General features: G+C 36.3%; 22 protein-coding genes and 1 pseudogene. 9 read left to right on the top strand and 14 right to left on the bottom strand.

Annotation, left to right across the window (positions count from 1 at the left end):
- Positions 1 to 6: 6 nt before the first annotated feature.
- The 10 genes from HUE88_RS01240 to HUE88_RS01195 form a co-directional block, all read right to left on the bottom strand.
- Positions 7 to 2,040, bottom strand: a complete 2,034-nt coding sequence (locus tag HUE88_RS01240) for an FAD-dependent oxidoreductase (protein ID WP_194370306.1) — start codon at positions 2,038 to 2,040, stop codon at positions 7 to 9.
- Positions 2,041 to 2,053: 13 nt separating this feature from the next.
- Entirely contained in the window at positions 2,054 to 2,275 is a 222-nt protein-coding gene (locus HUE88_RS01235) for an NADH-ubiquinone oxidoreductase subunit E family protein (RefSeq protein ID WP_194370304.1), read from the bottom strand.
- Positions 2,275 to 3,516, bottom strand: a complete 1,242-nt coding sequence (nuoD, locus tag HUE88_RS01230) for an NADH dehydrogenase (quinone) subunit D (protein WP_194370302.1) — start codon at positions 3,514 to 3,516, stop codon at positions 2,275 to 2,277. Before nuoD ends, HUE88_RS01235 begins: the two co-directional genes overlap by 1 nt.
- 11 nt (positions 3,517 to 3,527) lie before the next feature.
- Positions 3,528 to 4,334 (bottom strand): NADH-quinone oxidoreductase subunit C, encoded by an 807-nt coding sequence (locus HUE88_RS01225; RefSeq protein ID WP_194370300.1) that lies wholly within the window; start codon positions 4,332 to 4,334, stop codon positions 3,528 to 3,530.
- On the bottom strand, positions 4,334 to 4,843 hold the full coding sequence (locus HUE88_RS01220; RefSeq protein WP_194370298.1) for a NuoB/complex I 20 kDa subunit family protein: 510 nt from the start codon (positions 4,841 to 4,843) through the stop codon (positions 4,334 to 4,336). The genes HUE88_RS01225 and HUE88_RS01220 overlap by 1 nt, the downstream gene beginning before the upstream one ends.
- Positions 4,825 to 5,214 (bottom strand): NAD(P)H-quinone oxidoreductase subunit 3, encoded by a 390-nt coding sequence (locus HUE88_RS01215; RefSeq protein WP_194370296.1) that lies wholly within the window; start codon positions 5,212 to 5,214, stop codon positions 4,825 to 4,827. The genes HUE88_RS01220 and HUE88_RS01215 overlap by 19 nt, the downstream gene beginning before the upstream one ends.
- Positions 5,215 to 5,421: 207 nt before the next feature.
- Positions 5,422 to 7,158: an ATP-binding protein gene (locus HUE88_RS01210; protein ID WP_194370294.1), complete on the bottom strand. Its 1,737-nt coding sequence runs from the start codon at positions 7,156 to 7,158 to the stop codon at positions 5,422 to 5,424.
- A gap of 8 nt (positions 7,159 to 7,166) precedes the next feature.
- On the bottom strand, positions 7,167 to 8,372 hold the full coding sequence (locus HUE88_RS01205; RefSeq protein ID WP_194370292.1) for an OmpP1/FadL family transporter: 1,206 nt from the start codon (positions 8,370 to 8,372) through the stop codon (positions 7,167 to 7,169).
- Positions 8,373 to 8,419: 47 nt separating this feature from the next.
- Positions 8,420 to 9,307: a deoxyribonuclease IV gene (gene nfo, locus HUE88_RS01200; protein ID WP_194370289.1), complete on the bottom strand. Its 888-nt coding sequence runs from the start codon at positions 9,305 to 9,307 to the stop codon at positions 8,420 to 8,422.
- Entirely contained in the window at positions 9,300 to 9,770 is a 471-nt protein-coding gene (locus HUE88_RS01195; protein WP_194370287.1) for a hypothetical protein, read from the bottom strand. Before HUE88_RS01195 ends, nfo begins: the two co-directional genes overlap by 8 nt.
- Positions 9,771 to 9,853: 83 nt before the next feature.
- Between HUE88_RS01195 and HUE88_RS01190 the strand changes: the two genes are divergently transcribed.
- The 3 genes from HUE88_RS01190 to HUE88_RS01180 all read left to right on the top strand — a co-directional run bounded on the left by HUE88_RS01190 (position 9,854) and on the right by HUE88_RS01180 (position 12,560).
- Positions 9,854 to 10,252 (top strand): hypothetical protein, encoded by a 399-nt coding sequence (locus HUE88_RS01190; protein WP_194370285.1) that lies wholly within the window; start codon positions 9,854 to 9,856, stop codon positions 10,250 to 10,252.
- 68 nt (positions 10,253 to 10,320) lie between these two features.
- A complete protein-coding gene (locus HUE88_RS01185) occupies positions 10,321 to 11,592 on the top strand; it encodes a Y-family DNA polymerase (RefSeq protein ID WP_194370283.1) in 1,272 nt (423 codons plus the stop codon).
- Positions 11,593 to 11,615: 23 nt separating this feature from the next.
- Complete coding sequence (locus HUE88_RS01180; RefSeq protein ID WP_194370281.1) at positions 11,616 to 12,560, top strand: DUF234 domain-containing protein; 945 nt, start codon at positions 11,616 to 11,618, stop codon at positions 12,558 to 12,560.
- A gap of 4 nt (positions 12,561 to 12,564) precedes the next feature.
- Here HUE88_RS01180 and HUE88_RS01175 read toward each other — a convergent pair whose 3' ends face one another.
- The 3 genes and pseudogenes from HUE88_RS01175 to HUE88_RS01165 all read right to left on the bottom strand — a co-directional run.
- The gene (locus tag HUE88_RS01175) at positions 12,565 to 13,368 is read right to left on the bottom strand and encodes a J domain-containing protein (protein ID WP_194370279.1); all 804 of its coding nucleotides are present in this window, start codon (positions 13,366 to 13,368) and stop codon (positions 12,565 to 12,567) included.
- Positions 13,369 to 13,421: 53 nt separating this feature from the next.
- Positions 13,422 to 14,264 carry an N-carbamoylputrescine amidase gene (aguB, locus tag HUE88_RS01170; RefSeq protein ID WP_194370277.1) on the bottom strand — a complete coding sequence of 281 codons (843 nt, stop codon included), beginning with the start codon at positions 14,262 to 14,264 and terminating at the stop codon, positions 13,422 to 13,424.
- Between the two features lie 31 nt (positions 14,265 to 14,295).
- A pseudogene (locus HUE88_RS01165) lies at positions 14,296 to 14,586 on the bottom strand (peptidylprolyl isomerase); the annotation flags it as partial.
- Between the two features lie 70 nt (positions 14,587 to 14,656).
- Between HUE88_RS01165 and HUE88_RS01160 the strand changes: the two are divergent.
- The 5 genes from HUE88_RS01160 to HUE88_RS01140 are packed head-to-tail and all read left to right on the top strand — an operon-like array spanning position 14,657 to position 18,763.
- Positions 14,657 to 16,039, top strand: a complete 1,383-nt coding sequence (locus tag HUE88_RS01160) for a hypothetical protein (protein ID WP_194370273.1) — start codon at positions 14,657 to 14,659, stop codon at positions 16,037 to 16,039.
- A gap of 43 nt (positions 16,040 to 16,082) precedes the next feature.
- Positions 16,083 to 16,820: a molybdate ABC transporter substrate-binding protein gene (gene modA / locus HUE88_RS01155; RefSeq protein WP_194370271.1), complete on the top strand. Its 738-nt coding sequence runs from the start codon at positions 16,083 to 16,085 to the stop codon at positions 16,818 to 16,820.
- Positions 16,817 to 17,218 (top strand): TOBE domain-containing protein, encoded by a 402-nt coding sequence (locus HUE88_RS01150; protein WP_194370269.1) that lies wholly within the window; start codon positions 16,817 to 16,819, stop codon positions 17,216 to 17,218. The genes modA and HUE88_RS01150 overlap by 4 nt, the downstream gene beginning before the upstream one ends.
- A complete protein-coding gene (modB, locus tag HUE88_RS01145; RefSeq protein ID WP_194370267.1) occupies positions 17,211 to 17,906 on the top strand; it encodes a molybdate ABC transporter permease subunit in 696 nt (231 codons plus the stop codon). Before HUE88_RS01150 ends, modB begins: the two co-directional genes overlap by 8 nt.
- Positions 17,903 to 18,763, top strand: a complete 861-nt coding sequence (locus HUE88_RS01140; protein ID WP_194370265.1) for a sulfate/molybdate ABC transporter ATP-binding protein — start codon at positions 17,903 to 17,905, stop codon at positions 18,761 to 18,763. The genes modB and HUE88_RS01140 overlap by 4 nt, the downstream gene beginning before the upstream one ends.
- A gap of 115 nt (positions 18,764 to 18,878) precedes the next feature.
- Here the strand turns inward: HUE88_RS01140 and HUE88_RS13940 are convergent, their stop codons facing one another.
- Positions 18,879 to 19,013, bottom strand: a complete 135-nt coding sequence (locus tag HUE88_RS13940) for a hypothetical protein (RefSeq protein ID WP_268245917.1) — start codon at positions 19,011 to 19,013, stop codon at positions 18,879 to 18,881.
- A gap of 136 nt (positions 19,014 to 19,149) precedes the next feature.
- On the opposite strand from HUE88_RS13940, the gene HUE88_RS01135 reads away from it, so the two are divergent.
- The gene (locus HUE88_RS01135; RefSeq protein WP_194370263.1) at positions 19,150 to 20,355 is read left to right on the top strand and encodes an NAD(P)/FAD-dependent oxidoreductase; all 1,206 of its coding nucleotides are present in this window, start codon (positions 19,150 to 19,152) and stop codon (positions 20,353 to 20,355) included.
- The last annotated feature ends 27 nt before the right edge of the window (positions 20,356 to 20,382 follow it).

Below are 20,382 nucleotides of genomic sequence, written 5' to 3'. Positions count from 1 at the left end.
TACCTGCTATGTTGCTACCATAGCGATGTAGTAACATCGCATACAGCGTTCCGCTTCTGAAATTGCTTGTTCTTGTGTGAAACCATAGTTAACTTCTCTATTATTATATTTTCTATCATCAACACCGACTACTTCACTCTTCTGGCGCTTAATTCCTGGCATCCATCCAGTTACTTTCTCTTTTTTATCATAGACTTTGAGTTTGCTTAGGTGATCTTCCATAATCTCATCGTCACTACGAGTGATTTCACCTGTTTGAATATATCTAAGCATAACAGAAGCTCCACGTTTAGCTTGACCAACAGCATTAACAATAGTCATTGGACCATATTCACAATCCCCAGAAGCAAAAATACCTTTGCGAGATGTCATATAATCTTTACCGTTTGTTTTAATAGTTGCCCATGAAGTCATCTCTATATCCCACTCCTCTGGCAAGAAGTCTAAATCTGCACTTTGAGATACAGCCGGTATTAGATAGTCAACTTCTATCAGTTCACTAGCCCCTTCTATTTGCACTAGCTCTGGACGACCTCCATTTGGATCTGCAACTAATTCAAATTTGTCAATTATAAGAGATTTTAAAATATTATCTTCATCTTTCATCTCAGCAACTGCAGAGTGAAATATAAATTCAACACCCTCTTCAACTGCTTCGTGATACTCTTCATAAGTTGTGTTACGTATAATTGTTTTCTCATCACGACGATATAGCATAATAACACGTTTAGCGCCAGCGCGAATAGAACAACGGACAACGTCCATTGAGGTAAACCCACCGCCGACACAAGCAACTGTCTTACCAGTTAAATCAACAAAATCAGCATCTATCGCATACTCTATTTTTTGCTCTGGAGTCAATGTAAACCCAAATTTTTCATATAAATTTACACGGTCAAGGAAGTCAATAGCTCCCCAATAACCGGTAATCTCAGGTCTCTCATTTTTACAACGTACAGCTTTTGATATACGAGTGCCAGAAGCAACCATTGTTGCATCATACTCTGTCTCAAACTTACGCATATCATCAGCAGATACTTTATGATTTAGTATAAAATTAACACCCATATCTCTAACGCACTCAATATCTTGAAGATACTTATCCCATGGCATACGATATTCAGGGACACCGACAGTAACCTCACCGCCAAGAACCGGAAGCTCTTCATAAACATCAACTTCAACACCCTCAGCAGCAAGATAATAAGCTGTAGTAAGACCGGCAGGACCAGAACCGACAACAGCAACTTTTTTACCTATTGGTTTCTTTTTCTTCATTGGATGAAAAAAACTAAAACCATGGTCAGTCTCATAATCAGCACCGACTCTTTTAAGCTCCATTATGGCTATTGGAGAATCAAGGTTAGTTCTTCTGCACGCGTCTTCACAGGGATGAGGGCACACACGACCGCAAACATGTGCCAGTGGCATAGTTTGACGAGTCGCTTTTAGTGAATCACCCATCTTTAAATCTCTTACACCCTCTATGTACCCAGGAATATCTACATGCGAAGGGCAGGCATCCGTACAAGGTGCAGTAATTTTTGCAATGTAGCCAACTTCTTCATGGTAATGTTTAGATGGTTTTTGGTTAGTAATACAGTCCATAAATACATCTTCAAAATGCTTCATCAAATCAATGATAGGAGTTGGAACTGTTTTTCCAATCTCACATTTTGAAGTAATTTGCATACTTTTACCGATCTCTTTCAAGTGGTCTAAATCAGCGACAGCACCTTCACCGCGAGCAATCTTGTCTAGTTGATCATATAAGATTCGTCCACCCCATCTACCAGGTGCACATCTTCCACATGCCTCAGAATACTCTTGATACTGTGCAGCATACTCCATTGCTAAACGGATTACATCTACATCTGCATTAAATAACGAAACACCATCCCAGCCAATAAAAGCTTTAGATTCACGGTGACTGTCATATTGCGCAGGCAGATTATAAGCTGATTCTTCCCACTCTTCTTCAGGTTTGCCAATATTATTTATCAGCTCTCCATTCCAAGTAGAAAAATATACTTTACTCACATCATATCCCTAACTATTTTTTAACTACGATAGTCCAGTCGACTTCGTTAAACTTTAAAGAGTTCATCAACTCATAACCACACTCTTTTACTAAATCAGCTGATTTTTGAACTGATGAAAAATCTCCAATTTCAAATAAAAATATTGCCACTTCGCCAGCTTTATGCTCACCAAGTATCTCTTTCATTCTAGGCTCAAACTCAGTTTTTAGATGTCTTAAATCATATCTTTTCATTATCTGTCAACCTCTCCAAATACGATATTTGTAGTCCCTATAATAGAAACAACATCCGGAATATAGTGACCAGGTAATAGGTCAGTTAAAATTCCTGTATGCCAAAAAGATGGAGCACGTAGTTTCAGTCTGTAAGGGTATGGTCCACCTTGAGAGTTTATGTAAAACCCTAATTCACCTTTTGGTGATTCTGTTGCTACATACACCTCTCCAACAGGAGGTCTCATGCCTTGTGTTACAAGCACAAAGTGTTGCATTAAAGAGTAGTTTTGAGTCATAATATCTAATTTAGAAGCTGATATGTATTTTGGCGAATGAGCCATCAACTCAGTTTGATTATCTTTAACACATTGTTGATACATAGTTATAGTTTGTCTAAGTATCTTAGCAGACTCTCTCATCTCTTCCATATAAATACGGTAGCGAGCAAAGTTATCACCTTTATCAGACCAAGGAACATTAAACTCTACTTCGTCATAAAGCTCATATGGCTCCTCTTTACGGATATCCCAAGCAACACCAGATGCTCTAAGCATTGGACCTGTACAACCCCATGAAAGTGCCATCTCAGTTGAGATAGTTCCAACCTCTTCCATTCTCATTAACCAGATACGGTTAGTGTCAAGAAGGTCCTCATAATCTTTTATATTTTGAGGTAACTTATCTAAAAATATACGAAGCTGAGTTATAAAGCTATCTTGAATATCTAAAGGAACACCACCGATGCGGATAGAGGCATGTGTAAGTCTCGCTCCACAATACCCCTCTATAATATCCATTAAGTACTCTCTCTCACGGAATGCAAAAAGAAAAACTGTCATAGCTCCAATATCCAGCGCAGTAGTTGCCAACCAAAATAAGTGAGACATGATGCGGTTAATTTCCAAAAGCATCATACGGATTACTTTAGCACGTCTAGGAACTTCTAACCCTATAAGTTTCTCAACTGCAAGTGCGAAACCATAATTATTTGAAGATGAGGCAATATAATCCATACGGTCAGTTGTCGGCATAAACTCATTATAAATCATATTCTCAGCCATCTTCTCCATTCCACGGTGAAGATATCCCACGTCTGGATGGGCTTTTACTATCTGCTCTTGTTGAAGGTGAAGCATTAAACGAAGTTGTCCGTGCGCCGAAGGGTGCTGTGGACCAAAGTTTAATATCATCTCATTATCTTCTCTGTCAAAAGTGATATTCTCAAAGAAAGGATTTAATCTATTTTTTACTTGTGCCATATCTTACCACCTTACCTTTGAGGGTCGTTAATTACGACCGAATCTTTTTTATCGAATTTTTTAACCATAAAAACTCCGCCGTCTTCTTGATAGTTTTGCTCTGTCTTAGGTTCATTACCTGTAATTTTTGTCCCCTTAGGAACTTCATGTCCTAGGCGCGCAAATCTCTCAGAGTCATAACGGTCTACTTTAGCAGTATCTCTAAGTTCTGGTCCTATCGCCTCACGTGCCTCTTTTCCGTAGATTTTATCCACTTCGTACCAAGCAGCAAACTCATCACCTTGCAATGGATAAGTTTTCAGAAGTGGATGACCTTGCCAATCGTAAGGCATTAAGATTCTTTTCATAAACGGGTGTCCATTAGCTTCGATTCCAAACATGTCATACATCTCACGCTCTGACCAGTCAGCACTTCTAAAAAGCTTCTCAACAGAGTTTACAGCTTCTCCATTGTCAATAAACATTTTTATACGAATACGTTTACGCTTGTTCATACTTAACAGTTGGTAGAAAATCTCAAACTTGTTATCTTTAGCAAGCCAGTCTATAGCACTCATCTCTGATAGCTGCGTATACTCAAGCACATTTTTCATAAGCTCTAAAACTTTGTAATTATCTTCTGGTTTAATGTAAACAACCATTTGACCAACTTGTATATATGCATCAAGAACGTCAAATTTCGCTTTTATAGCTTCTAAGTCAGAATTGAAAACCTCATCACTATCTACAGGACTTTTTGGAACCTGTGGAGAAACGTAAAATCTATCTGTATAGTAAGCTTTTTTCTGTACATTATCTTTAGGTGTATATGTTCTCATTACATTAACCTTTTTGCTTTTTGCGCTCTAGATGCGTGATTAGCACGGATTTTTTTCTGTAATAGCATAACGCCATACTGAAGTGTTTCAGGACGAGGCGCACAACCTGGAAGATATAAATCTACTGGGATAATTCTATCAACACCCTGAACAGTTGCATAAGTGTTAAACATACCGCCAGTATTTGCACATGAACCCATAGAGATTACCCATCTAGGCTCAGTCATCTGGTCATACAGTCTTTTAATAAACTCAGCGTGTTTTTTAGTAAGAGTTCCAGCAACAATCATAACATCTGCCTGACGAGGAGATGCTCTAAATATTGTTCCAAAACGGTCAAAGTCATATCTTGATGCCCCTGAAGCCATCATCTCAATACCACAACAAGCAAGACCATAAGTAAGTGCCCAAAGTGAGTTTGAACGACCCCAGTTTACGATTTTATCTATACTTGTAAGTGCTACAGGCAAGCCACCATCTTGTGTATAATTTACTTTATGCTGTGCCATTCAAGTGCTCCTTTTTTCCATGCATATACGAAACCGATTGTTAACAATAATATAAACATTAACATCTCAGCAAAACCAAACCAGCCAAGTAGTTTAAAGTCTACTGCCCATGGAAACATAAATACTATCTCTACATCAAAAAGTAAAAATAGCAGTGCGAACAGGTAAAACTGTGGTGAAATTCTATTTGGTTGTCTAGTAACCTCAGGTCCACACTCATATACCGATAATTTAATTTTCTCGCTGTCTTTAGCCGCTAGCGCACGACTCGCCAAACGAGCAATGATTGTTGTTGCTGTAAATGCACCAAATGTTACAAGAAAAAGTACAAATACCCCAAAATACGGATTTGCAGTACTAATATGCTCCATATAACCTACCTTTATATTATTATTGTTTTTGCTTTTTAAATATTTATACAAAAAACAGTTGGTTGGAGTATATCAAAAAGAGTATTAAATAAAAGAAAACGATGAAACTTACAGTGGTGGTTGTTACTATATACTACACAGAAAAAAATTCAAATAGGTCAAATGCGTATATTAGTAACATGTTAAGTGCTGTTTATGTTTGTAAAACTACTTAGTTAAAAATCCCATAGATTTTTCACTGTCAAAGCTTGCATCTTTTTCTCGTCTGATTTCTTGAACAAAATCTTCCAATCTAAAGAGCGGTTCATCTCTAACTGCAACTTTGTACGCAGTGTTTTTTATGATTAGGTTTATTTGACCGCCAGTAAGAGCGTAAGTTGCCAACTCTTTTAAATCAAATTTTTCCTCATACGGAGCATTAACAGGGAGCATTAATTTCCAAAGTTCTACTCTTTGTTGCTCACTTGGTTTTTTGAACTCTATTTTGTAGTTAAATCTTCTTGAGAATGCTTTATCTATATTTTCCAACAAGTTTGTCGTAGCTATAAGCATACCCCTAAACTTTTCTATCTGTTCTAAAAATATGTTTTGCATCTGATTATGCATCTGATCTGCACCTGATGTTGTGCCGCTTGAACGCGCTCCTAAGAATTGGTCTGCTTCATTTAGCAGCAATATTGGTTCTGATTTTGTTTTCTCACAAAGGTCATAAAAAGTATCAAATATTTTACGGACATTTTTTTCACTCTCTCCAACATACATAGATAAAATTTTTGAACAATCAAAAGCAAGCACTTGGCGCTTTAATGATTTTGCAAGCGAATAAGCTGTCATTGTCTTACCTGTTCCTGCTGCACCATAAAATATAATCCTGGCATCAATCCCGCTTTTTTTATCTTTTACTCCCCACTCTACAAGTCTTCCAACAACCTCTTTATCGAGTTGTCTCATTAGATTATTTAGTGTCTCTTTTGTCTCAGTAGCCAAGACTACGTCATCTAAAGATGTAGTAGGTTCTACAAGTTCAAAGATATCTTGTTCATTTATCAGAGCATTGAGTTTTAATCTTGTGACTTTTTTATTCTTTTGTGGATGAATAATGCTTTGAAGAATGTCATCAACTATATAAAATGCACGAGAAATCCCCCCAAAAGGGTTCAACATCTCTTCATAGTCTATAATCCCCTCACTTATTAAGTTTGAACCATCTTCTAAAAGTGAGCGATTTTTGATTTTGTCGTACTCATCAAGAGAGATTAACTCAATAAGAGCATTCATCTCTCTCAACGATGAATCTGATGCGCTATACTCTTCACGAAGCAGAGCTATAAAAATTACCTGCTCTTTGTAAGCCATCTTTTTTTGTTTGAAAAATTTATCCAATACAAGTTTTTCACTAGTTTGTGTAACTCTCTCTTCAATTCGTTTTTCTAAAAGTTGCAATTTGTGTTGTGTTCTGTCAATGCCAAGTGAGTGTTCATGTACATTTTGTCTTATCATGCTTATTTTTTGGTAAAGTTCTATACGAAAAAACTGATCTTGAAGATACTCTAAATGGTCAAGATATGGCTTTATATCAGGTAAATCACTATCTAATGTTCCATACTGTAAAAGCTTCAACATTGATGGTGACAAGCCAACTGCACTATTTAAAAGCTCTAGTGGCGTTACCTCAGATATTTTTACAGGAGTAAAACTTTGTTGATTCAACCAACCGAGTTCTAAAAGTACCTTAACCTCATTTAAATGCTTTATTGGCTCATACTTTTTATCTCCATAAATATCTTGAAGAATATCTATAGTCAAAACATCATCTTGACCCTCAACATATTTTTTTGCTAAATGCTGAAGTATAACAGCCTCTTCTCTACGGCACTTTAGTTGTACAAAAACCTCAGACTTCTCAACGTCTTTAGTGTCTAAAAAATTTATTAATGTTTTCAAAAATTTCCTTAAAATTTATATTCTAAACCAGCAGAGATTATCAATACATTTGAGTCTGTCAATTCACCACTTGCTATGTCTCTATCATCTTTCATTGAATAAAGAGCTGCTAACCCTATATTCATCTTTTCATCTATTTGGTAACGCCCACCGAATGATACTGAGATAGAATCAGAATCAGGCGACTCGAAACTTAGCGTATTATCTGGTATAGGTGTTTCATCAATCACAACACCCGCCATAAGAGTGAGTTTATCCAAATCCTGAGTAACCCCTAATCGGTAAACAGTTGTATCTTTCCAATTTTTTGTTATTGATGCTCCAAATACATAATCTGTAACAGGATTTACACTCGCTCCATAATTAAAATCTAGTTCACTATATGAACTCCAATAGTTTTTCTCATAAACAAATTCTACTGTTGTTTTGGTTGGCAGTGTATATGCTACTGCAATATTTAATAAAGCTGAGACAGGAACAGAGACAGTTGCACTACTAGTAGAAGTATAAATAGCACCTGCACCACCACCAAAAGCATTAGTTGCATCAGTGAAAGACAAGTCTGCATCACCTTCTACGCTTAAATCAATATTTGAGCGATAAGTTACGGCTAACTCTAGCTCTTTAGTTGGCTTGTATGAAAGTGCTAAGTTGTACCCAAAATCTATAGCATCCCCTTCTAGGTCTCTTGAAGATATTGGTGATGTACTTTTAACTACACCTTTAGAATATAAAGCTCTCAGCCCAACGGCTACTGCTAATTTATCAGTTATAGAATAAGCAACTGTTGGATTTATCTCAACTATTTGAAGAGTAAACTCTTCTGCTGTATAAACTGCTGGAGCAGCATCCCATCTTTTTGATAATCCTGCTGGAGAAAACAGACTTAAACCAAAACGAAGACCATTTATAGCTGATGAAACATAGTGAAGCGATGGAATAAGAAAATGCTCTTTTTTAGCATTTATATCCACGCCTGTAGCTTGATAATTAATATCACTAAGACCGACATACATAAGATTGACTTCCATGACATCTTCATCTTTCATAAAAGCCATATTTGCTGGATTGTAGTAGGCTGCATCTGCCCCATTGGAGTGTGCAACATTCGCAGCACTTAAAGCTACGGCATTGAGTGAAGTTTCGGGTATTTTATACCCGCCTGCCATTAAAGCTGAACTCGCAGCTAAGGAGATTAAAAGAAGTTTTTTCATATTTTCATCCAATTGTTTTACGTCGGACAATACTACACAATCTAAGCTTAATTTTCAAAAGAGTAGAGAAGCTCTATCTCCTCTTTCCAAATATCGCTATCTATCGTCTCAAGAATAAGCGGAATATCATCCATCCTCTCATCATTCATTATAAATCTAAATGCATCAAGTCCGATTTCGCCTTTTCCTAAAGAGTGGTGTCTGTCTACATGTGAGCCCAAAGGCGGTTTTGAGTCATTTATATGCATACCCATCAGGTATTTAAAACCTACTATTTTTTCAAACTCGCTCCAAGTTTTCTCATATACATCTCTTGTTCTTATATCGTAGCCTGCTGTAAACATATGGCATGTATCTATGCAGACTCCGATTCTGGACTTATCCTCAACTTTATCGATAATATGAGCTAAATGTTCAAACCTCCAGCCAAGATTAGTTCCCTGCCCTGCTGTGTTCTCAAGCACTGCACTCACACCGCTTGTTTTATCAAGAGCTATATTTATGGACTCTGCAATAGTATCAAGGCATTTATCTTCAATCTCTCGCATCACATCTGCGTTCTCTTTATCTTTTTTACCAACTTTAACAAGATGGCTTCCCGGGTGAAAATTAAGTTTGTCAAGCCCAAGAAGCTCGCATCTTTGCAGTTCGTCTATAAATGCGGCTCTTGATTTTTCAAGTTTTTCAGCCTCTGGATTTCCAAGATTTATAAGATATGAGTCATGAGGCAATACATGCTTAGGTAAAATGCCGCTTTGCTCAAGTGCATGTTTAAACTTCTCTATTGTCTCGCCGTCTAAATCTTTGGCTACCCACTGCTTTTGGTTCTTGGTAAAAAGTGCAAATGCCTTTGCTCCTATCTCCTGCGCATGTTTCACTGCATTAAAAACTCCACCGCTTGCACTTGTATGTGCTCCTACAAATTTATTACTCATTTGTATCCTTTATCTTAAAAATTATATTGTTTTTCCTATCTCTGAAAAACACTACATGTAAGCCTACTTTATACTCTATATCTACATGTACATCTTGTATATTTTGCTCAAACCCATCCGCTGTTTTTACAATATTTTTTCCGCCATAAATCTCACGAGCCAAAAGTATATTTTGAAGAGTCTCTTCGGGGTATGAATAGTTTAAATAATCTTTATTAAATCCGCTTTTGCTCATGCACCCGTCATTTGTACAGATTAGATGATTGACGCTGATTTTATCTACAGCTTTGCCCGCTATAAAGAGTTCCAACTCTATACTTTTATCGCTGTTGCGAATATATCCAAGGTCAGAAAATTTTATTTTAGGTGATTTTATTATGATTATTTTTGTCTGAGTAACATCGTAGTTTTTAACGCTACATGCACTGAAAAATAGTATAAATATAGGCAATAAGTACTTCATTTGGAAATTATAGCGGTTATTGATTACTCTATTGTTAAATTTATTGAGATGTTTTTTGATAAAATGCCAGTAAAAGGTTTGATTTGAAAAAAATTATATTATTTATAACACTGCTGTTTTTCTCCTCTTCGCTCAGCGCCATAGAGGAGATAAAGTCGATGTCGCAACTAAAGGAGCATAAGCTTATCTTACTTGCTTTTGAGAAAAACGGATGCCCGTGGTGCGTAAGGTACAAAAATGTTCTAAACTCAGAATCAATAAAAAAATATCAAACAGATGTAAAATTTTTCAAGGCACAAAAGTGGAGTGAAGTATTTAAAAAATTCACAAAGAAATTTGATAAAAAAATAGTTATCTACCCTATGACCTACATAATTGAGCTAGACCAAAACAATGAGTCAAAAATAGTCCACGAGATATATGGCTACCAAACAGTAGAGTATCTTGAAGACCTTTTTACAAACGAGCTTTTACTTAAGTAAATTATATTTTTCTTGACACTTTGTCATATTTTCAACCTCTACATGTAGATTTATATATAATCATTTTTATGAAAATACATATAGATATAGACTGCTTTTTTGTGAGTGCTGCCAGAATACAAGACCCTTCTCTTGAACGTAAAGCTGTTGCAATTGGCGGGAGAAGTGATACCAAAATCTTTACAAAAGATGCTAAAAAACAGACGGTAAATTTTGAGAACTCCGGGAGCTTTGTACCAACTTTTTATAAGGCTTATGAAAAGAGCGATGATGATTTAAATGCTTTTAAAGATTCAGACGGAAGAGTTCGCGGCATACTTACAACTTCGAGCTATGAAGCAAGGGCTTACGGCGTAAAAACTGCAATTAGCATAAAAGAAGCTTTGGGTCTGTGTCCTCAACTGATTATAAAAGCACCCAATATGTCACTTTACCAAAAACTCTCTCATGAACTTCATGAGTTCTTACAATCAAAGATTCCGCTTATTGAACAGGCAAGCATAGATGAGTTTTACGGAGATTTAAGCGGCTGGGTTGAAGATGTGGACATACCACGTTTTATAGATGATTTGCGTCATGAGATTAAAGAGGTTATAAAACTCCCTGTTTCTATAGGCGCGGCAAATACAAGATATATAGCAAAACTAGCTACTACTGCCGCAAAACCTTTTGGGTGTAAAATCATTCAACCCTATGAGCTCGATAATTTTATAAACAAAATACCAGTTAGTGAGTTTGCAGGTATTGGAAAGAGCATGAAAGAGAAACTTCGTTCGGCACAGATTCATACTTTGGGTGATTTAAAAAGCAGACGTGGAACTGTTGAGTCTTGGGGACCTTATGCAAAAGAGTTATACGCAAGAGTTAGCGGAATCAGCGATGCACCGATTCAGACAAAACATAAAAGAAAATCCATAGGAATTTCTCGTACATTTGACCCCATTTTTGACAGATATGAGTTAAAAAGAAGAGTGCATGTACTTGCTCGTCACTTAAGTTTTGCAATATTAAAACTAAATGTTATTCCAACAGTTTTTCATCTCTCCTTATCTTATGAGATGAATCAAAAATCGCACAAAAATATAAGCCTGTGTGAAATATTTACCGAAAAAAAGTTTGATTCTCTATGTTTAACACTTTTTAATGAAACAGATATACACAAGAGACTACATGTAATAAGAATCAGTATAAACTGCTCAAGTTTTACGAGAGATTCAAAAAAGGAGTTATCACTTATCGGCTTTGCTGATGAGAGCAAAATGAAGAAACTGACAGAGCACTCACAGCAAATAAGGGAGAAATACGGAATAAATATGTTGAAATGGGGAAGCGAAATGTAGAAATTTTATGCTACAATTTCCACATGTTAGATAATACACTTTTAGAACAATTTCGTTCATTTTATATAAGAAACTTTCCAGATGACATGGAAACGCAGATTGATTACTTCGCAGTATTTGGTGGCTTTGGTCGAGAAATAGACACGACAAAGCCGATTGACTTTTTAATCCAAGAGTTAATATTGGAAAATTTTCAAAAGTTAAACAAAGAGATAGAAGAGCTTACCAATCAAAACAAAGAATATACAAGATTGCTTCGAGCACTTGCTGTTGGGGACAGAAGAATATTCTCCGCTTTTAACAGAGCCAGATTAAACAATCAAAATGGTGGCATTGCTCTTAATCATCTCCAAGACAAAGGTTTAATCCAGATTGAGTACTCAAGAGAGGAACCTGCAAAGAGTCTAAATCCAAAAGGTAAAGTAAAACGAGAGGTTGCAAAACATAGAATCTCGCATAAAGTTCTCTTTACATACCCTTTTATAAGATTTTGGTTTTATTTTATAGTTCCACATGCAAGAGAGATAGCTCAGGGTGATTATGATAAATTTTTAAAAGATTTTGAGCTTAAGCAAAACAGTTATACAAGCCTAGTTTTTGAGGAACTCTCAGAGGTGCTTCTTAATTATAACCTCAGAGATTCACAGATTTTAAGTTCAGGCAGTTACTGGGATGCAAATGTAGAAATTGATATATTGACTATTACCAGTGATGAAAAAGTTTATGTTGCTGAGTGCAAATGGACAAATCATAAGGTAAATAAATCAGAGTTAAATAAGATAAAAGAGAAGTGTGAAAAACTTGAGATTGACCCTGACCAAATAATTTTCTTCTCTAAAAGAGGTTTTTCTAAGGAGTTGAAACAGTATGAGGGGAAAAAGCTGGCTCTATACAGGTCTGAAGACTTTGAAGCACTGGTTAAAAATGCTAAAGAGCATGAGCTGATAAAAGAGCTCTTTAGCTCATAAGCACTTAACTGCTAATTCTAAGAGCGGTATACGCCTCTTGTAAAAGCTGAAATTTTTGCGTGTAACGCCTTACCATGTGAGGAGTTTCATGGACTATTTTATCTGGATGGTAAACTTTGGCTAATTTTTTATAGCTCTTTTTAAGTGCATCCTGACTTGCCCCTACCGGACACTCCAACACTGTGTATAGGTGGATATTTTCTTTATCTTCTTCGGCTTTACATAAATCACCAAAACTAAAATTTGCAAAATCACTGTAAAGCTTGCTCATAAAGTGATTATCATAAGTATATTGAATCTGGTAATGAAGAATATGGCGTTTGTTAAGAGCACGCTCTAGTCTACTTTTTGCTTTGTAGTCTGAAACGTCTATAACCAAAGAGATATCTGTGCCTCTTTCAACATAAACCTCTAGTTGAGAGCGGAGATAGTTAACAACCCATGAGTTTGGATAAAGCAAAGATATTAAAACTGTATCTTTATCGTAAGCATACAGGTTTACCTGAACTACTTCGGGTTCTTGAAGTTTATTTAACTCAATTTTTATGGGTTGTGTTCCGTACTTAAGCATTGAGCGCAAGAAAAACTCATGTGAAAACTCATTTATTTTGGCATGATGCTGGCTTAATTGGCTTAAAAACTCTTCTCTAACTTCTTTTAATGTTTCATTTCTAAATACTAGAACTGCTTTTGGCAGAAAAAGCATACCACGGGAGTGATGACTTAAGAACTCTCTCATCCACTTTGCATTTAACGTATCAAATTCCGTAGTGATGAGAATAAGATTATTGCGCAAAACAATTTTCATATATTCTAACCTTTATTGAATTATTTTACATTTTAAAGCAAAAATAGTTCCACTTAGCAGATATTTTTGTACATCTCAGGTTTTCTATCTCTTAGCAAACCCCAATATTCCCTTTGTTGTGCATTTTCTATCAAATCTATCTCTGCATAGATTATCTCTTGTTTGTCTCTGCTGGCCTCTGCCACTTTAGCACCTGTATAGTCGGTTATAAAAGATGAGCCGTAAAAACTCAAACTGCAACTCTCCCCCGCCTCTTCGCCTATGCGGTTGGCAACCACAACAGGAACGGTATTTGTAGCGGCATGTCCCATTTGAACTCTCTGCCAATGCTCTTTTGAGTCAAGCCCTATTTCTGGTTCACTCCCTATTGCTGTGGGATAAAATATTATTTCTGCACCCATAAGCGTCAAGGCTCTTGCTGTTTCACAAAACCACTGATCCCAGCAAATTCCCACACCTATCTTGCCGTAAGTTGTTTCATAAACTTTAAAACCGGTATCTCCCGGCTTAAAGTAGAACTTCTCTTCATAACCCGGACCGTCCGGTATATGAGTCTTGCGGTAGTTATCCATAACTTTTCCATCGGCATCTACGACCACTAGAGAGTTAAAATAATCATCTTTGCTTTTTTCAAAATAGCTAACTAATATAACTACATGTAGCTCTTTTGCCAAGTCACTAAAGCGTTGTATTAATTTGTTATTCTCTCTAGGCGTTGCCCATGAAAAGTATTTTTCATCCATATCTTTACAAAAATACAAACCCTCAAACAGTTCCGGTAAAAGGACAATCTGCGCACCGTTTTTTACAGCCTCTTTAACCAACTGCTCTGCTTTATGAACATTAGCCTTTTTATCTTCGCCCATACTCATCTGAATTGCGCTTACTTTAACCATAATCTACCCCTAAAATTTAATGTAGAAGCTACTAGCTTCTACTTGTAACCTCTAAAAGGTGGTAGCCAAACTGAGTTTTTACAGGACCCTGCACAACACCAACTTCAGCAGAAAAAACCACTTTATCAAACTCAGGAACCATCATACCAGGACCAAATTCACCTAAATCTCCGCCACTTGAGCGTGATGGACACTGAGAGTTTGCTTGTGCAACATCTGCAAAAGATGCCCCATTTTCTATCTCCGACTTTAGTGCATTGCACTGCTCTTCACTATCTACTAAAATATGTCTTGCTGTTGCTTTTGCCATAAACTTTTTCCTACTTTCAAAATTGTTTAGCGTATTTTACTAAAATTTTATGTTACTATGACAAAAAAAATATTGGAATTTCATGAAAAAAATCTCAACTAAACTCGGCTTAACTGTTTTAACCTTTGTGTTATTGACAGACAATTTTCAGGCTGCAGACTGGCTAATGCTTCAAGGGACGGAAAAAAGCTTTGTTAAAAAAGATGGAAAAGTTGTTAAAAACACAAGAACAACACCCGTTATTTGGGGGTTTATACAGGTAAACTATAAAAGAGATTTTGGAGATGTACTAGACACGGGTGTCAATAAAACACCGTTTTCTTTGCTGATACCTGATTTAAAAAGGCAGTCCGGTGTTAATCTTGGGCGAGGACGTTTAGGCCTCAGAGGTATGATAGATGAGGATAATAAAATCAATTACTTTACCTTGGTAGCTATTGAAAACAGTGGGATCACAAACCTGCTCAATACAAGAGCTACAACGAGTGAAGCTCTTGTAGATGCCTCGGTTACACTAAAACACATTCCATATGCAAAATTAAGAATCGGGCAGTTTAAAACACCTGGCTCTGAAGAGGGTCTTAGAGCAACTTTTGCATCTCCATATATTGAGTTTACCTCTTTTACAAATGGGGAGCTTATGGAGCGTCAGACCAACGTTGTCGGGTCAGCACAAACAGGAAACCCTGCAGGCGGTGCCTCAACAATCCACTATCAGGGTGACCCATATACATCAGTCGGTGCTTTTAGAGACAAGGGTGTTCAGGTATTTGACACTGTTGCTCTGCCGTTTGCCGCAAACTATAAACTTACTTATGCCTACATGTATGGTAATGGGAGTAATTTAAAGATGTATACACCAAGTGGGCAGGGAACACATTATGGATATCTTGCATTGGAAAAAGAGTTTGGCAAAGGAAAAGGTTTTTATACAGAGTCTCTTAAAACTTTTCTCTGGGGACAAACTGGAAATCGCAAAATTGTTACAGCCGACGCAGGTGTTCAAACTAACAAGCGTAAAAGATATGGTATCGGTATGACTTACTACAAAGATGGCCTTAGGGTTACCTCAGAGCTAATGGGCGCAGAGGGGATGATTTACACAGGGGCTAAAGACAGTGACCCAACTGTTGATGTAGAAGCCTGGCAGGTTCAACACGCTGTTGGAGTGGAGAACAAATCAGTTGGTGGATACTTCAATGTTCAGTATGAACTGGTTCCAAAAAAGTTTGAGATATTTGGACGTTATGACCAATACAACCGCTTAACAAATGATGCATCCGCTGAGAGAATATTCAAAACTTTAACCCTTGGAGCATCTTATAGGTTTAAAGGGGCGACAAGAGTTGACTTTAACTATGCGATAAGAGATGCTTTTGCCAACGGTAACCCAGGTGCGCAAACGGTTGTTGACAATATAGGGAATCGTTTTATGGTTCAATTTACAGGATACTTTAGTAACTAAATAAATTAATAAGTTTAAGATAAAATAGCACAAAAGGATTGCAGTGAAGTATATATTATTACTTATTTTCATATCTATTACTTCACTGAGTTATGCTGATATAAAAGTTGCTGTTGCGGCAAATGTAAGCTACGCAATAGATGATTTGATAAAAGAGTTTAACAAAACCAATCCGAAGACTAAAGTAACCATAACGCTTGGAAGCAGTGGAAAACTTACAGCACAGATAAGCAACGGTGCTCCATATGATTTGTTTATGTCTGCAAATATGAAATATCCGAATAAGCTTTACGAGAAGAAACTCACTAGTAGTAAACCTGCTGTTTATGCTCAAGGTTCTCTTGCACTTTTTAGCATTAAAAATTTAGATTTTTCCAAAGGGATAGAGTTATTAAAATATAGTGAAATCTCAAGAATAGCAGTAGCAAATCCAAAAACCGCCCCTTATGGAAAAGCAGCTTTTGAAGCTTTTAAAAATGCCAACTTACTTGAAGATATAAAGAGTAAATTTGTTTACGGGGAGTCTGTTTCACAAACACTCTCTTACACTGTTACTGCAACTGACATTGGAGTTGTTGCGAAGTCATCACTATACTCTCCTCAATTGACAATGTATAAAAAAGGCATAAATTGGGTTGAAGTTGACTCAAAACTATACACACCAATAGATCAGGGTGTTGTTATGATTAAAAATTCTTCTGAGGCAAAAGCCTTTTATGATTTTATTTTAAGTCAAAGTGCCAAAAAAATCTTTAAAAATTACGGATACAAAACAGAGTGAATACATTTACAGCAGAAGTTAAAAAAATAGATAGTGTCGATAACCTCACTATAGTCAAGTTTGATTTTGATGGTGTAGCGCTCAGTATGATGAGTTTAGAACTAAACAGCAGTGTGAAAGTTGGAGCTAATGTAAAACTTAGTACAAAACCTACACATGTAGCAATCGCAAAAGCATTTGGCGGAGAAGTCTCTTATTCAAACCAACTACCTGCAAAAATTCTACATGTAGAAAATGGAGAACTCTTAAGTAGCATAACATTGCAGGTAAAGAGCACAATTTTAGAGTCTATAATCACAAGAGAATCAAGCCAGAGAATGTCACTACATGTAGGTGATGAAGTTACTGCATTTATAAAAGCAAATGAGCTTTCTGTTTTGGAAATTTTAAATGATTGAGATTTTACAAAATCTAGAGTTCACACCTTTTTTACTCTCTTTTAAACTAGCAGGCATTACAACTTTCATACTTTTTATTTTATGTTTGCCACTAGCTTGGTACCTTTCGCAAACCCGCTCAAAAGCAAAACCTTTTTTAGAAGCTATTACTGCTCTACCGATAGTTCTTCCACCTTCTGTTTTAGGTTTTTATATACTTTATGCCCTCTCATACAACTCACCTATAGGGGCTTTTTTTAAAGAGTTTTTCGGTGTTGACTTAGTTTTTAACTTTACAGGGCTAGTAGTTGCAAGTTGTTTTTATTCTCTCCCCTTTATGGTTCAGCCTCTACAGAGCGGTTTTGAATCTATAAACAAAAACATGCTTGAAGCCTCATATATCAGCGGTAAAAGTAAGTTTGAGACTATTTTTAGAGTAGCTCTTCCAAATATAAAACCGGCTCTTATAACGGCAATTATTGTAACCTTTGCCCATACAGTCGGTGAGTTTGGAGTAGTTCTTATGGTTGGGGGAAGTATTCCAGCAGAGACAAAAGTTGCTTCGGTTGCAATCTATGAGATGGTTGAGATTATGGACTACTCATCTGCTCATATATACAGTGCGATTATGGTTATTATGAGCTTTTTAGTTTTGCTTGGTGTTTATACTTTTAACCATAAACAAAAATTTTCCGGGTTTATAAAATGATAAAAATAAACATAAATAAAAACCTTCACGGCTCTCAGGCAGATATGCTTTTAGACGTAAACCTTGAGATTAAAAGTGGTGATTTTATAGCACTTAGCGGGAAAAGCGGAAGTGGAAAAACAACACTTTTGCGTATCTTAGCAGGGCTTGAGACGGCGAGTGGAAATCTACATGTAGATGACAGAGTATGGTTAAGTGAAAGTTTCAATCTTGCAGTACAAAAAAGAGAGATTGGTTTTGTTTTTCAAGACTACGCCCTGTTTGAAAACATGAGTGTTTTAGAGAATCTTTTATATGTTCAAAAAGACAAAAAGCTAGCGCAACATCTTCTACATGTAACAGAACTCAGCGAGTTAAAGAACAGAGCTCCAAGCACTCTAAGCGGTGGACAAAAACAGAGAGTGGCACTTTGTCGTGCGATGATGAAGCGGCCAAAACTTCTTCTTTTAGATGAGCCTCTCTCCGCCCTTGACTCTACCATGAGGACAAAACTTCAAAATGAGATACTTGCACTTCATAAAGAGTTTAAAACTACTACAATTATGGTTAGCCATGACCCAAGCGAGATTTATAGACTTGCTTCAAGAGTAATAGTGCTCGAGCATGGAAAAATTATAAACGATGGAACTCCAAAAGATATACTCCTTCGTACATCAGGAAGCCAAAAATTCTCATTTGAAGGGGAGCTTCTAGAGATAAAAAAGGTTGATGTTATTTTCATTGCAATTATAGCTATAGGTCAGCAGTTGGTTGAGATAGTTGTTACTCAAGATGAAGCTAAGAGTTTAAGAGTTGGTGATTTGGTCAGTGTCAGCACGAAAGCTTTCAGCCCGACAATCAAGCAAAGTAAGCTGTAAGATTAAATATAAAGACCTCACATGAAGCGTAAAACCGTAGGAGAGAATTTATGCTTCACAAAGGGAGATGACACTTAGAAAAGTGTCATATTTTAGAAAGTTTTAAAGCGTATTTTTAAAACACCATATCTAAATGCGGAGATGTGATAGGGATATTAATACCCGCGTCATCGTAAGCCGACATGTGGTGAGCAAATGCGCTAGAAGCTAAAGCTCCAAATAATAGTGCCGCTGTAATAAATTTTTTCATGTTAATCCTTTTGTTTTTAGATAGGAAAATTGTAACACCTCTGTGTAAGCGATATGTTAGCAATAGAAACGTCACATAAATAATATGTTAAAATCTAAAAAATTGTTTACAAGAACAAAAGAAATGAGAAAAAATATTGAGCAAACATGTAGTTATAATAGGTGGCGGGTATGGTGGTCTTCGCGCCATAGAGTTTTTAGATAAATATGAAGATGTAAAGTTAACACTAATTGACAAAAATCCATATCACTATCTTCAAACTGAAGCTTACGGCTATGTTGCTGGAAGATTTAATATGCATGATATTGCTATTAACCTAAGCAGTTGGTGTAGTGGTTTTAAAGAAAAAGTTCGTTTTATACATAAAGAAGTGACAACAATAGATTTTGACAAGCAGAATATAGATTTAGGTAATATGGAAATAGCTTATGATTATCTAATAATTGCAACAGGTGCCCAAACTAACTTTTTTTCATTTATAAATGGTCTAAAAGAGCATAGCTATGGTGTAAAAAATTTAAAAAGAGCCTATTCATTCAGGCAAAAATTTGAAGATATCATATATAAAAAGCTACTAAATACAAAAGAGACAAATGATGGTGAAGTAAATATTGTCATTGGAGGGGCAGGACTAAGTGGAGTTGAGATTGCTGCTGAGATGGCACATGTAATAAATGTTCACAGCAAAACAATTGGTGAAGCGGCAAAGGATATTAAAATATATCTTGTTGATGCAAGTGAAACTATACTTCCAGGAATGGGCAAATATACTATCTCTAATACAAAAAAAAGATTAGAAAAACTCGATGTAATAATTCTTACTAATACTTTTATAAGCTCTCTTGATGACTCATGCATATACTTTAGAGATGGTGAAAAATTAAACTACTCGTTCATGGTTTTTACCGGGGGGATTAAAGCAACAAAGCTAAACACTACAATCAATCATGACAAAAACAGAGTTGATCAGCTTATCCCAGATTCACAGCTGAACATACAAGGCAAAAAGAATGTGTTTGCTTTAGGTGATTGCGTAGAGGTTCGAGACAGAAATGGCAATATTCTTCCACCCACAGCGCAAATAGCAGAAAAAAGTGCAGAGTATGTAGCAAAAACAATCAGAAAAAGAATAGATGGCAATCAAGCAAAACCATTTAACGGAAGTGTCTCTGGTGTTTTTGTTGCACTTGGCGGCAACTATGCTGTAGGAGAGATGTTTAAATTTTTAAAAGTAAAAGGCTACAAAGCCTATTTGCTTAAAAAAGCAATAACAAGCGCGTATCATTTTGGACTTCGACTACGTATAAACAGCGGTTTTAAAAACAGAATAAAAGAGATGTAGATACACTAAAAATTGTATAAATTTAAA

The organism is Candidatus Sulfurimonas baltica, assembly GCF_015265455.1.
GTDB lineage: Bacteria > Campylobacterota > Campylobacteria > Campylobacterales > Sulfurimonadaceae > Sulfurimonas > Sulfurimonas baltica.
The sequence above is the reverse complement of the archived record's forward strand: the minus strand, read 5'-3'. Positions and strand labels throughout refer to the sequence as shown.

Coding starts and splice junctions, on each gene's coding strand:
- HUE88_RS01205 (WP_194370292.1), bottom strand. CDS start 8,372: ATGAAAAAACTTCTTTTAATCTCCTTAGCTGCGAGTTCAGCTTTAATG.
- HUE88_RS13940 (WP_268245917.1), bottom strand. CDS start 19,013: ATGAAAAAATTTATTACAGCGGCACTATTATTTGGAGCTTTAGCTTCT.
- HUE88_RS01220 (WP_194370298.1), bottom strand. CDS start 4,843: ATGGCACAGCATAAAGTAAATTATACACAAGATGGTGGCTTGCCTGTA.
- modB (WP_194370267.1), top strand. CDS start 17,211: ATGATTGAGATTTTACAAAATCTAGAGTTCACACCTTTTTTACTCTCT.
- HUE88_RS01175 (WP_194370279.1), bottom strand. CDS start 13,368: ATGAAAATTGTTTTGCGCAATAATCTTATTCTCATCACTACGGAATTT.
- HUE88_RS01225 (WP_194370300.1), bottom strand. CDS start 4,334: ATGAGAACATATACACCTAAAGATAATGTACAGAAAAAAGCTTACTAT.
- HUE88_RS01185 (WP_194370283.1), top strand. CDS start 10,321: ATGAAAATACATATAGATATAGACTGCTTTTTTGTGAGTGCTGCCAGA.
- HUE88_RS01195 (WP_194370287.1), bottom strand. CDS start 9,770: ATGAAGTACTTATTGCCTATATTTATACTATTTTTCAGTGCATGTAGC.
- HUE88_RS01160 (WP_194370273.1), top strand. CDS start 14,657: ATGAAAAAAATCTCAACTAAACTCGGCTTAACTGTTTTAACCTTTGTG.
- nuoD (WP_194370302.1), bottom strand. CDS start 3,516: ATGGCACAAGTAAAAAATAGATTAAATCCTTTCTTTGAGAATATCACT.
- HUE88_RS01215 (WP_194370296.1), bottom strand. CDS start 5,214: ATGGAGCATATTAGTACTGCAAATCCGTATTTTGGGGTATTTGTACTT.
- aguB (WP_194370277.1), bottom strand. CDS start 14,264: ATGGTTAAAGTAAGCGCAATTCAGATGAGTATGGGCGAAGATAAAAAG.
- HUE88_RS01235 (WP_194370304.1), bottom strand. CDS start 2,275: ATGAAAAGATATGATTTAAGACATCTAAAAACTGAGTTTGAGCCTAGA.
- HUE88_RS01180 (WP_194370281.1), top strand. CDS start 11,616: ATGTTAGATAATACACTTTTAGAACAATTTCGTTCATTTTATATAAGA.
- HUE88_RS01140 (WP_194370265.1), top strand. CDS start 17,903: ATGATAAAAATAAACATAAATAAAAACCTTCACGGCTCTCAGGCAGAT.
- nfo (WP_194370289.1), bottom strand. CDS start 9,307: ATGAGTAATAAATTTGTAGGAGCACATACAAGTGCAAGCGGTGGAGTT.